Source organism: Sphingobacterium pedocola (genome assembly GCF_015209965.1).
Lineage (GTDB): Bacteria > Bacteroidota > Bacteroidia > Sphingobacteriales > Sphingobacteriaceae > Sphingobacterium > Sphingobacterium pedocola.
Window position 1 is genome coordinate 128586 of record NZ_MU158689.1, and the last position, 13319, is coordinate 141904.

9 protein-coding genes are annotated in these 13319 nt (G+C 44.0%); 6 read left to right on the top strand and 3 right to left on the bottom strand.

Annotated features, from left to right (window positions below):
- Nucleotides 1-24 precede the first annotated feature (24 nt).
- Genes ilvD through C4F40_RS00535 form a run of 3 tightly spaced genes read right to left on the bottom strand, consistent with a single transcriptional unit; the run spans nt 25 to nt 3695 of the window.
- A complete protein-coding gene (gene ilvD, locus C4F40_RS00525) occupies nt 25-1716 on the bottom strand; it encodes a dihydroxy-acid dehydratase (protein ID WP_196937418.1) in 1692 nt (563 codons plus the stop codon).
- 34 nt (nt 1717-1750) lie between these two features.
- Nucleotides 1751-2824 (bottom strand): Gfo/Idh/MocA family protein, encoded by a 1074-nt coding sequence (locus tag C4F40_RS00530; RefSeq protein WP_196937419.1) that lies wholly within the window; start codon nt 2822-2824, stop codon nt 1751-1753.
- Nucleotides 2811-3695 carry an amidohydrolase family protein gene (locus C4F40_RS00535; RefSeq protein ID WP_196937420.1) on the bottom strand — a complete coding sequence of 295 codons (885 nt, stop codon included), beginning with the start codon at nt 3693-3695 and terminating at the stop codon, nt 2811-2813. The genes C4F40_RS00530 and C4F40_RS00535 overlap by 14 nt, the downstream gene beginning before the upstream one ends.
- 174 nt (nt 3696-3869) lie before the next feature.
- Here C4F40_RS00535 and C4F40_RS00540 point away from each other — a divergent pair, with 174 nt between their 5' ends.
- The 6 genes from C4F40_RS00540 to C4F40_RS00565 all read left to right on the top strand — a co-directional run bounded on the left by C4F40_RS00540 (nt 3870) and on the right by C4F40_RS00565 (nt 13313).
- Entirely contained in the window at nt 3870-4772 is a 903-nt protein-coding gene (locus C4F40_RS00540) for an AraC family transcriptional regulator (RefSeq protein ID WP_196937421.1), read from the top strand.
- Nucleotides 4773-4893: 121 nt separating this feature from the next.
- Complete coding sequence (locus C4F40_RS00545; RefSeq protein WP_196937422.1) at nt 4894-6126, top strand: sugar MFS transporter; 1233 nt, start codon at nt 4894-4896, stop codon at nt 6124-6126.
- A 216-nt stretch (nt 6127-6342) separates the two neighbouring features.
- A complete protein-coding gene (locus C4F40_RS00550) occupies nt 6343-9420 on the top strand; it encodes a SusC/RagA family TonB-linked outer membrane protein (RefSeq protein WP_196937423.1) in 3078 nt (1025 codons plus the stop codon).
- Between the two features lie 25 nt (nt 9421-9445).
- Nucleotides 9446-11098: a RagB/SusD family nutrient uptake outer membrane protein gene (locus tag C4F40_RS00555; RefSeq protein WP_196937424.1), complete on the top strand. Its 1653-nt coding sequence runs from the start codon at nt 9446-9448 to the stop codon at nt 11096-11098.
- Nucleotides 11099-11107: 9 nt separating this feature from the next.
- On the top strand, nt 11108-12367 hold the full coding sequence (locus tag C4F40_RS00560; RefSeq protein WP_196937425.1) for a hypothetical protein: 1260 nt from the start codon (nt 11108-11110) through the stop codon (nt 12365-12367).
- 19 nt (nt 12368-12386) lie between these two features.
- On the top strand, nt 12387-13313 hold the full coding sequence (locus tag C4F40_RS00565) for an alpha/beta hydrolase (protein WP_196937426.1): 927 nt from the start codon (nt 12387-12389) through the stop codon (nt 13311-13313).
- Nucleotides 13314-13319 lie beyond the last annotated feature (6 nt).

The following is a 13319-nucleotide window of genomic DNA, read 5'->3' on the forward strand; positions in this document are numbered from 1 at the left end:
GTTTGCCGGAATTCTCCTTTCTTTTTAGTCGATTATCTTACCGTCGGTGATACATCCCTCGGAAGCTGATGAGACCGATTGCGCATATTTAAATAATATGCCTTGTGTAATTCTTAGCGTGGGTTTTTTCCAGCGCCCCCGCCTTGATTTTAATTCTTCGTCGCTCAATCTAACGTCTATCCGGTTGTTTGGGATATCAATCGTGAGAATATCGCCATCTTCTAGCAACGCGATAACTCCACCATCAAAAGCTTCCGGTGCGATGTGTCCTACAACAAAGCCGTGGGTTCCGCCCGAGAACCGTCCGTCTGTGATCATGGCCACATCTTGCCCTAGTCCAGCACCCATAATGGCAGCGGTTACTTTAAGCATCTCTGGCATTCCCGGCCCTCCCTTAGGGCCGACGTAACGGATAATAATAACGTCGCCTTTTTCAATAAACCCATTCTTTACAGCTGTGACCGTATCGTCTTCGCTGTCGAACACCTTAGCTCGACCTTCGAAAAACTCGCCCTCTTTTCCGGTTATTTTAGCGACGGCGCCATCAGGGGCAATGTTGCCGTGAAGGATCTGAAGATGACCGGTTTTCTTGAGGGGGCTGTCAAAGGGAGCCAATATTTTTAGGGCATTGTTCCACGGTTCGATACCGTCGAGATTTTCACGCAAGGTTTTTCCTGTTACCGTGAGGCAGTCGCCATGTAATAGTCCCTCGTCCAATAGAATCTTCATCACAGCAGGAGTTCCTCCGCAATCGTGTACATCTTCCATCATATATTTCCCGCTGGGTTTTAAATCGGCAATGAGGGGCGTATGATCGCTGATGTACTGAAAATCTTGCAAGGTAAGGGAGAGGCCATAAGCTTTTGCTATGGCGAGATAATGAAGTACTGCATTGGTTGATCCACCTAAAGCCATGACCATTACCAACGCGTTTTCCAGTGAACGGGACGTCACGATATCACGTGGTTTTAAATCTAGCTCGAGCAGGTTTTTTATTGCTGCCGCTGCATCAATACATTCCTGTTTTTTCTCGTCGCTTGTAGCTGGGTTGGATGAGCTGTATGGCAAAGACAAGCCCAACGCCTCAATGGAAGATGACATGGTATTTGCCGTGTACATTCCGCCACAGGCACCGGCCCCCGGGCAGGCATTACGAATAATCTGACCCAGCTCTTCTTCGTCGATTAAGCCGGCAACTTTAGCGCCATAGGCTTCAAAGGTGGACAGCACGTTGATTTTTTCTCCTTTGTGACGGCCGGAATGAATGCTGCCACCATAGATCATCAGCGCCGGACGGTTGAGTCGCCCCATAGCGATGACCGCACCGGGTAGGTTTTTATCACATCCCATCACGGTAACCAAACCATCATACCACTGGCCACCTACGACGGTTTCGATACAGTCCGCAATCAAGTCGCGTGATGGAAGTGAAAAGTTCATGCCTTGGGTCCCCATACTCATGGCATCGCTAACGCCGATGGTATTGAAGGTTAACCCCGTTAGATCGACAACCTTCATAGCATCTGCTACGATCGAGGCGAGCTCATTGAGGTGCATATTGCACGGATTGCCTGCATAGCCTGCACTGGCAACGCCAATTTGCGGGAGCTTGATGGTTCGTTCATTCAGGCCAATCGCATACAACATGGCCTTCGACCCAGTTTGGTCTTCGTTTTCCGTAAGTTTACGGCTATATTTATTTAATATAGTATCCATTGAATTGGAAATTAGGTTTTTAATGCTATTTCTATTAGTCGGGAATTACAGTGCCTCCAACATCGTTCGATTGGTACGCAGCTTCTACGAGCCGCATGGTATCGAATGCATGTTTGACAGAAGTAATGTGGGCTGAACCTGGATCGTCAACGGCACATTGTAAGTCGGCCATGGTGGCCATAAATGCGTCGGGATACCATGCCCCCGGAATGTCGGCTTCTATCCACCCGTCGCTGGCTTTTTCGGTTAAAAAGTACGTGAAATGATCAGCTTCTCCTTTGGGGAAGTTGATGTTTTTGCCGAGTGTGGCCTTGATAGCGCCTTTTGTCCCCTCCCATTTTACAAACGATTCCTGATGTGCTAACCCGAAATCATGTCCGTGATTCGTATTGATAAATGCACGGATGGGCTGCTCGTAATCGAAAATGATAACCGAGCGAGTGGATGCCAACTGCATTTGTTTGGGATGTTGAAACGTCTTTGCATAGATATGCTTGGGCATACCTAAAAAGTATTTTATCATATCCATATAATGTATACTGTGATAAAGCATTTCCATCCTAGGAATGCCAAACAGGAAGTCCCATAGTTCCCAGGGATGATAAATGTTCATCCGTATTTCCATATCGTGGACCGTGCCGATAGCACCCTGGTCGATCAGGCGCTTTGCGGCAATAACGGATGGAATGAGTTTCATCTGGAAGTTTACGCTCGCGGTGAATCCTTTAGTTTCACATAGTTGTAGAATCTCTCTGGCTCCTTCCAATGTTTCCCCCATAGGTTTTTGCATCAGGACATTTGCGCCCTGAGGTAATTGATAGAGTATACCGGCCAAGTGGGAGGCTGGAACAGCGATATCAAATATGGTGTCGTCCGGAGCATCGGCTACCAATGCAGCGAGCGACGGGTATACGCGGGGAATTTCAAAAATCGAGGCTAGATGATTAGCCTTTGTTTGTTCCAGATCGAAAATGCCGTAAACCGGCCAATTTGCTTTCCGGTAGGCTGGAAGATGTGCTTCTTCCACGATGCCACCGGCACCGATAATTATAATGGGATGAGGTGCGGCGGGCATTTTAAAATCCGTTGCTATTTCATATCTGTTCATAGGAGATGTCGTCAATTCGGTAAAAGTCCAGTGCATTCTGGTAGAAAATTCGTTGTAAATCTGCGTCCGGAAGAGATCGGCACAGCGCAAGCGCCGTGGTAAGCCATCTGGTATAGCTCGAAGAAAGGGTGACAACTGGCCAATCGCCGCCGAAAGCAATGCGATGGGTTCCGAAGAGCTCCAGCACGACGTCAACGTAAGGTTGTAAATCGGCAATCGTCCAGTGTTTCCAATCGGCTTCTGTAACTAAGCCAGAAAGCTTGCAATACACACGCGGATTTTTAGCAAGTGCCGTTATGTTACGTTTCCATTCCCGGAATTCACCTGTTTTAATAGCTGGTTTGCCTAAATGATCGACCATGTAGCGATTGGTCGGACACGCCTCTACCAGCCTTACAGCAGCAGGTAGCTGATGGGCTTTTATTCCCAGATCAAAACTGAGGCCGTAACGGTGCAACAAATTCATGTTATTGATGAACTGCTTGTTATCATAGAGGGATATAGGTTCCTCCTCCAGTCTACGGATGCCCTTTATCAGCTTATTTTGGGTAAGGGTAGCCAGTGTGCTTTCCACCTCAGGTTGTTCTAACGGGAAATAGGATACAATTCCACGGATGCGCGGATCATGAACAGCGAGATCTGTGATATAATCAACTTCTTTTTGGTATGCCTCCGGTGCACATTCACATTGGAGAAATATCATATTGGAGACTGAAATCCCTTTTGTCGCCGCTCGGTATGCAGCTAGGTCGAATGATTTTTTTAATTGCGGTACCTCATCCAGCCACGGGTAATTTATCACGGAAAGATCCCAGAGGTGCAGATGTGCATCTGTGATGAGTAGGTCGTTATCATTGGATCTTGCTATCATAAAAGTTTTTTAAAGGTATAAAGAAAATAAAGGTCGTGATGGTATTGGATTAGCGGATATCTGTACGAATTTGATTTCGTATCGAAAAACCAAAGTTATTGTTGTATTTTAGATATTAAATTGACATGCTTTGTGTCGAATTATAAACTTTTTGTCAATAAAATATTAGTTGTCATGAAACCTATTTATGCGAAACCACCATGGGGAAGCCGAGCTGCTTTTCAGGTTCGGAAGGATTATTTTGATGTGCTGGATACGAAATGGCATTATCATTCGGAATATGAATTGGCCTTCATTAGGTATCCCTATGGAAAGCGGATCGCTGGAAAAAGTATCTGTACATTCGAAAACAGTGATTTGGTGTTTTATGGTCCTAATATACCACACGCCTGGTCGCATGAACAGTTTTTAGGTAAATCCGAAGTGCAGAAACACAATGCGGGTCTTTCGAATTATGCCATTGTCGTGCATTTTAGTGAATCCTGCTTTGGAGAATCTTTTTTTTCCATTCCTGAAATGAACGCCATTCAAGCTGTTTTAACGAAAAGTTCGCGAGGATTGGTGGTGCAGGGAACTTCAAAAGCGAAGATTGCAGACTGGATGGAGCAGATGGTTGCGAATACCGGATCTAAAAGGGTGGTGTTATTGCTTCAAATTTTGGAAGAATTGGCGGTAGCAAAGGAACTGAGCCTCTTATCTTCGGCGGGCTATTGGGACAACCTCAATGATCACGATGCGATCCGTATGAGTAGTATTTACGAATACCTGATACGAAATTTTACGAAAGATATTGCGCTGGACGAAATTGCTGAACAAGCGCATATGTCGCCGTCAGCGTTCTGTAGGTATTTTAAAGCCCGCACAAAACGGACGTTAAAGGAGTTTGTCAATGAATTAAGGGTGAATTGCGCCTGTCAATTGCTTGAAGAAAACCGAAATAGTATTACCCAGATCTGTTTCGAAGTTGGTTTCAATAACATCTCCAACTTTAACAGGCGATTTAAAGAAGTTAGGGGCATCACCCCGCAACAATATCGTATCAATATTATAGGCATACACAATAAAAACAGTGTATAGATAGAAAAGAGAGGCATTAGCCAAAGACTGCGTCAAATGCGTATCGATAGTAGTAAAATCCGTACTACTTCATGCGCTCGTTTGCTGCTTTCTTTGTATAAATTATAATCCTAATTCACTGATGCCAACTTATCACAAAACGGGAACTCCCCGATCACGCCCTTATCTATTGCCATTAATAATGGTCATTAGTCTTTTTTTTATGTGGGGATCCGCCATTAGCATGTTGGATGTCTTGAACAAACATTTTCAAGACGTATTAAACGTTTCCAAGGCACAATCCGGACTGATTCAACTGGCGGTGTACGGCGCGTATTTTCTGACCGCGTTGCCCGCTGGTTACGTGATGAGACGCTACGGATATCATAGAGGTATTTTGATAGGGCTAATACTGTATGCGGCAGGGGCTTTTCTGTTTTATCCCGCAGCTCAGGTAGCGCAATTTAGCTTTTTTCTTTCCGCATTATTTATTATCGGTTGCGGGCTCGCTATCATCGAGACAGCGGCGAATCCGTATATAACTGTACTCGGTAAACCAGAGGGTGCTGTATTTCGATTGAATTTGGCACAGTCGTTCAACGGATTAGGTGTCGTGCTCGGACCTTTGATTGGCGGACTGGTACTCTTCGGCGACCAAGCGGGAGGTCCGCAAAATGGACTTGCCGGTGTGCAGCATGCTTATCTCATTATTGGTGCGGCAGTGATCCTGTTATTCATTGTTTTTTCGTTCGTGAAGTTGCCCGAGGTAACGGAAATGGGTGAAAATCAGGCTGAAAATTATGATCAGGCATTAACGCAAAAAACGCTATTTCAACATAAACATTTTGTGTACGGGTTGATTGCACAATTTTTTTATATCGGCGCTCAAGCTGGAGTCTGGGGTTTTTTTATAAATTATGTGGTCGACGAACTGCCGGGGATGACGAATCAAAGCGCTGCTTTTTACCTAACGGCTGCCATGGTACTTTATACCATTGGACGCTTCAGTGGCACGGCCTTACTCCGCTATGTTCAGCCGCCAAAACTTTTGGCTTGGTTTGCAGCGATCGCAGCCATCGCGATGATAGTGGTGATGCTGAATCTAGGGGAGATGTCGCTCTATGCGCTGATCATTAGTTGTTTTTGCATGAGTATCATGTTTCCCACCATATTTGCGCTCGGTCTGAAAGGATTGGGCAAAGAGACAAAGCGCGCGGGATCCTTCATGATCATGAGTATCGTTGGTGGTGCGGTGTTGCCTCCCTTAATGGGTTTATTGGCCGATCATATGAGTACCGCATGGTGTTTTGCGTTACCTTGCCTAAGTTTCTGTATCGTAATGTGGTATGGCCGAAAGGGACATAAGGCACTATAGGACGATAACCTCTTTAAGCCCAAAATTCAAACATCATCACGACAAAATAGTACATGTAGCGGATAAAGGGGTACTGGAAACTTCTTTATTTTCAGCTTAATATTGTTTATAAGAAAACTAGCACATGAAACCGAGATGTAAATAATAAGTGCGCAAGGAGCCGTATTATTTTATTAAGCGTTCATCAATAATTAAACTAAAAGATGAAATCAAATTATGAATTGGAGACTAATGAACAACCCTGCACAATCTATTCTGCCAACATTGGGCAGAAAGTATTGTTGTCAAATCCTTTTATTATGGATGTTGAGCTTGATGATTTTTCAGGCTAACGCGCAAAGCAGAACAATAAAAGGAATCTTAAAAAATGAGCTTGATGAGCCCATAGAAGGCGTGACCATCGCCGTGAAAGGGACAGCCCTTGTTGCTTCAACGGACACTGATGGAAGATTTAGTTTGGATGCTTTATCTGCCGAATCGGCCGTGTTGGTATTCACATATGTGGGATATGTTACACGGGAGATTACCGTGCGAAACCAGAATGAATTGGAAGTAATTCTGGTCGCAGAATCGGGAAACCTGGAAGAAGTGGTGGTACTTGGTTTCGGACAGAGTCAGAAAAAAATCGCCCAAACGGGATCTATTGCGTCCATATCAAGTAAACAATTGAAGCAGAGCCCGGTGGCAAATATCACGAACGCCCTTGCAGGTCGCTTGCCCGGATTGATAGCGATGCAACGTAGTGGTCAACCCGGAAATGATATGCCTTACCTTTTTATCCGGGGGAGAGCTTCCCTTAATAACTCGTCTCCATTGGTGACCATCGATGGTATACAAAAAGATTACCAATCTATTAGCCTACTAGACCCGAATGAAGTTGAAAATATTACCATATTAAAGGATGCATCGGCAACGGCTCTTTACGGTGTAAAAGGTGCCAATGGTGTAATTATTGTAACGACTAAGCGGGGGAGTGCTTCACAACCTATTATCAATGCGAGTGTGGAGCAGGCTATCCAGGAGGTGGTGCGGGTTCCTAAGTTTCTCGATTCTTACAATCATGCATTATTAGCAAATGAGGCCTATTTTAATGACAATCCTCATGCAACTTCCCCGCTGTATTCAGCGGAGGCTTTGGAAGCATACCGCACGGGTAGTAATCCATTACTATATCCCAATGTGGACTGGATGGATGAGATGCTGAAAAACGGATTACAATCAAAAGTCAATTTTAATATAAGCGGTGGAGCAAAAAAGGTAAAATACTTTGTGAATGTAGGTTATTTGGACCAGGGAGGAATTTATAAAGCAGAGAAAAATAAGGATTATGATCCCAATGCCAACTTCAAGCGCTATAATTTTAGGTCGAATGTTGATATTGATTTCGACGATGATTTTTCCATGGGATTAAGTCTTTTTGGCGCCATAGAAGATAAAAACCGACCGTTCTATACGGATGCAGACATTTTTTATACCTTGCTTGTTGTCCCTCCTAATGAATTTCCAATTAAGTATCCGAACGGTCGTTATGGTGCAAGAAGTGGCGGACAAAACAATGCTTTCTGGATTTTGAACGACTGGGGTTACGTAGAAGAATACAATTCATCCTTGTCAGGGATGTTATCCTTGGCGCGAAAACTCAATTTTATTACGGAAGGCTTGACCTTAAAAGGAAATTACTCATTTGATGGATATTTCAGAAACAGCTTTGTACGACAGAAATTAACTATCCGGTCGCAATATAAAGGTACCGGCCCGTTTGAAGAAGATAGCAGTTATGATCTCATCGGTACAGAAATGCCGCTAACAGCGCCCTCTTCTTCCTTCGTGCAAAATAGAGACGTGTGGATAGATATGTCCTTAAACTATCAACGGAAATTTGGAGATCACGAGCTGACAGGTTTGCTATTGGCAAACCGTACCCAAAAAGTAATCGCTAATCAGGTTCCGTTTGTTTCACAGGGCTTGGTTGGTAGGTTCGTTTACAACTATAAAAACAAGTATTTTGGAGAACTGAACGCCGGTTACAATGGTACTGACAACTTCGCGAAAAAGCTTAGGTACGGCTTTTTTCCTGCAGTTTCCGCAGGTTGGGTATTGTCTGAAGAGAATTTCTTAAAAGATAATGGCGTAGTTAATTATTTGAAACTGCGGGGATCTTATGGGCTTACAGGTAATGACCAGCTTGGAGGACGGCGTTGGTTGTTCATCTCCGAATATCAAAATTCGACGGGGTACGTGTTTGGGAACTCCTTAACACATATCGGCGGAATAACGGAAGGGGCGATGGCGAATCCGGATGTTTCTTGGGAAAAATCTAAAAAGGCAAACATAGGACTCGAGACCCAGTTTTTCAACAATGTTTTTGGGTTAACACTTGATCTCTTTAAAGAAAATAGATACGATATTTTGATTACCAGAAACACCGTTCCTTCTATTTTAGGTGTTCCTTCTGGAAACCTTCCGCCCGTCAATATGGGTAAGGTAGATAACCGTGGATTTGAGGTTGAGCTATCACATCGGTATAAAATTGGCAATGTTAACTATTTCTTGAATGCAAATGGTTCCTTGGCCAAGAATAAAATTCTATTCATGGATGAGGCTACGCCAGATTATCCCTGGCTGGCGAGAACAGACCATCCTATCGGTCAGCTCTATGGATTAACAAGCTTGGGGTTTTTCAATAGCCAAGAAGAGATTGACAATAGTCCCACACAGTTTGGGAATGTAATCCCTGGTGATATAAAATATAAAGATCTCAATGACGACGGCGTTATTGACGGGAATGATGAGGGGGCCATCGGTCGTAGCACTGTTCCGGAAGTTTTCTTTGGCTTTGCCGGAGGGTTTACCTGGAATAAGTTGGATATGAGTTTCTTATTTCAAGGGGCAGCAAATGCAAATAGACAGCCGGTAAGTGTGGGATACTATGAGTTTTACGGCGGAGGAAAGGCAACCCCTTACCACCAAGGTCGCTGGACACCGGAAACAGCATCCACCGCCACTTACCCTGCACTACATTACGGAGGTAACTCAAACAACCATAGGGCCAGTACGTTCTACATGGATAATACCAGTTACATAAGGCTAAAGAACGTTGAGATTGGTTATACCTTCGAAAACGTTGCGTTGTTCAAAAACCGATCCTTTAAGACGCTAAGGCTGTATTCCACCGCGATGAATTTGTTCACATGGACAGAGGCCAAATTGCTCGACCCGGAGAACGACAATGGGTATGGTGCAGTACATCCTCCAATGCGAATTTTTAATTTTGGACTATCTGTTAATTTTTGACCATTGAATACCTAGATAAATAGCGATGATATTTAATAATAAATTACTTTCTAAAATAGCTTTTGTAGCCATATGTACATTTCATTCATGCAATGTGAATGATTATCTCGATAGGTCTCCTGTCGGTGGACTTTCCGAAGATGAGGTTTTTGGTAGCTACCGTCAGGTCGAACAATATGTTTCTAACCTATATGCTCGCATTCCCACGGAATGGTTTCCCGGCAATCCTGGAGATCACCCAACTCTAACCTATGCGTCGGTATCTGATGAGGCGCTATCTTCGGTGCAGCTTGCCGGAGGGCCTCACGAATTTACGCAGGGGTTGATCAATGCCAATTACAATCCCATGGATAGGTGGACCGGTATGTACGAGTCTATACGCGCAGTCAATATTTTCTTGGAAAAAATCGATCAGCTCCCGACAACTAATCCCACGGAAGAAGCAGGGAAAAGCCGAATGAAGGGAGAAGGGTATTTTCTTCGGGCTTGGTATTATATGGAACTGTTTAAACGTTATGGCGGTGTTCCATTGGTGGATCATGTATTGAATATTAATGATGATTTGAATCTTCCGCGAAATACGGCCGAAGAAATTGTTGATTTTATTTCATCGGACTGCGATAAGGCGGTGGAATTATTGCTTCTTGAGAATAGTGCAAACAATATTGGACGCGGAACCAAAGGCGCCGCATTAATGTTGAAAGCAAAGGCGCAACTGTACCTGGCTAGTAAACTACACAACCCAGAAAATAACCCAGAAAAGTGGAAGAATGCTGCTGCTGCCGCACAGGCGGTAATGGATCTAAACTTCTATCGGGTAGACGGCAATTACGAGAGTCTTTTTCATTCCCGCACCTCACCGAATTTGATTTTTCAGTCTAGCTTAAACGAAACCAGATGGGTGTCATTGAATTTTTTGCCAAGCTTGGGCGGTAGTGCTCGTGTTCAGCCCTTACAGAACTTGGTCGATGCGTATGAAATGAAGGAAACTGGACTTGGGATTTTTGACCCCGGCTCTGGGTTTAATGAGTTTGCGCCATATGTGGGAAGAGATCCGAGATTAGCCATGTCCATCTTATATGATGGTGCAACATGGAAAGATATTACCGTTCGTACCTACTTAAATTCGGGTACCGATGGGGTACAGCGCTGGGGTGGATTGGCCCAAACGCAGACGAGTTATTATCTTCGGAAAACAGTTGACGAAAATGGTAATATTACCCCGAACGCGATCTCAGGAGAGCATTATTGGGTCTACATGCGCTATGAAGATGTGCTTTTGTGTTATGCTGAAGCACAAAATGAATGGCTAGAAGCACCTGATGCAAGTGTTTACGCCGCTGTGAACGAAGTCCGAACCCGAACAGGTATAGATATGCCGCCGTTAACTGGTAATTTGGATAAAGAAGCAATGCGTGAACGGATTCGCCACGAACGCCGGGTTGAGTTGGCTTTTGAAGGACAGCGTTTTTGGGATATCCGTCGCTGGCGAATAGGCGAACAAGTAATGAAAGAAGCGCGCGGTGTGATTATCGATGTCAACGATAACGGTACCTTTTATTGGCCAAATATAATAGGGGAGCGAATATATAGACCAGCCTTCGATTTGTTTCCAATCCCTCAGAGTGTAATCAACAGACAACGGGCACTTGACCAGAATGACGGGTATACGAATTAATATGATCTTATGAAGTTGAATAGATTGAATGTATTAATAGGATTAGCTTTTCTATTGCTTATGGGCAACTGCTCGAATAAATCCGAACATCCCGAACCTCAGCCGCCAGAAATACCTGATGTCGTGGATGATGGATCTATATTATTTGGTATTGTCGAACCGCTCTGGGAGGTGGGAAACCCAGATCCGTCGAACAATTATTTCCAAGTTCGGGGGTTCGATCTCGATAAAGCGGCAAATCTTGTGGGAGCAATCGGCGCACAAAGTTTTAGATTAATGATAAACAATGGCACGTTTGAAAACGGAGAAGGGTATAATGAGCAACTCGTTAGTTATTATAAATCGGCGATTAAGAAACTTAAAAATAATGGGGTAAAGCAGATCATTGGCATGTGTATGGTATTCCCAAATAACTCAGGCTTTGTTCCCGATAGCCCATACAGTGCGCCCCGCATAAACGACAAAGATTATGGTAAATGGTTATCGGCGGTCGCCGATACATGGACGCTTATCGCGAAGACATTTCCAGAGATTGAATACTGGGAAATGGGAAATGAATTCAACGCAAATGTGTTTTATCATCCGAATGGATTTGATGGCGCTTTTGGTAGCGAAGGAACAGGAGGGTTTACGCGAGCGGAATTAATTCAGCAGAACGTTAATTACATGTATTATGCTTCTAGGGGAATTAAAAGAGGAAATCCGAATACCAAAACGATTATGCCAGGCTACAGCCCGGGTACGGGTGGACTGGGAAGCGGGGATCTCAGGTCTTTCATGACAGGAATCTATGACCTGATCCGGTCTGGAGATTACCCGTTTGGGGCAGCCTCCTCGAAAGATCCGAATGATTATTTTGAAAATCTAGGATGGCATCCTTATGTCAATACGGGTGGAGTCAATGGAGACTGGGTAAATGCGAACAATCAAATTTATGAAATTAGTACTTTGTACGGCGATCAAGGTAAAGCTGTTTTTTTTACGGAGTTTGGCTTTACCGATTACGGTGATGGGAATACGGAAATACAACAAATAAAGGACATGGAAACTGCCTTCAACTATATAAAAACGGATATGTCTTATGTGAAAAATATGACTGCATTTAGGTTATTCGAATGCGAATTTGCGAACCAATGGGGAGGTAAAGGAGAAGTTCACTTTGGTTACTTCCGGGAACCATCTCAAGCAAAAGGATTTTCACCCAAAGCCAAGGCGTATGCGTTGCAAGCGATTTATAATGGGAAAGGGGATTTGACTCAATATGAATAACATCCAAATACGGGGATTTATGTTATCACGAAACATTGTTATCATTTTAATGATACTGCTGTGTAGTGAAGATATTGTTTTTGGACAGCAATCATTTGCGTTATATCATCGGGAAATACCAAATACGAAATCCGCAGTTAATAATGTATATAGTAAGAAGGACCCGGTGGTAGGTATGCTGTCGTTCGAAATTTCGGAACCCAGTTTGATAGCGTTCTATCCTCCTGAAGCAATTGCAAATGGCACGGCTGTGATCATTTGTCCGGGTGGTGGATACCACGTCTTGCTTACCGAAAGGGAAGGTACTGACATTGCTAAAGCGCTTAACGCACATGGCATAACAGCTTTTGTATTAGTATATCGACTACCGAGTGATAGGACAATGTGCAATAAAGCGATTGGTCCTCTTCAAGATGTGCAACAGGCCATAAAGCGGGTGAGAGATGGAGCACAGTCCTTGAGGGTTAACCCTGACCGTATAGGATTAATGGGCTTTTCTGCAGGAGGACACCTTGCAGCAATGGCTGGTGTACATCATAATGACCCTCACGTTGCTAACCTGGAGAATACATCGCTAAAACCCGACTTCATGTTACTCATTAACCCGGTAATCAGCTTTGAAAAGGATTTCGCTCATTTAGGGTCAAGGGCCAATTTGATCGGCTCCCAGCCCGACGAACAATTGATTACCTATTTCTCTGCTAATCTGCATGTGGATCATACGACCCCGCCGACATTTTTAGTGCACGCAGCGGTCGACGAAGTGGTGCCCGTAGAAAACAGCTTGCTGTTTTTTAATGCGCTTCGTCGAAGTAACGTCGCAGCAAGCATACACATTTACGCGAAAGGCGAACACGGATTTTTGACTTGGCCTTCTTTTGAAGAATGGTTTGGACGGGGGTTGAATTGGATGGAATCCATGTCTTTAATACGATTGATAAATTAAAATTAT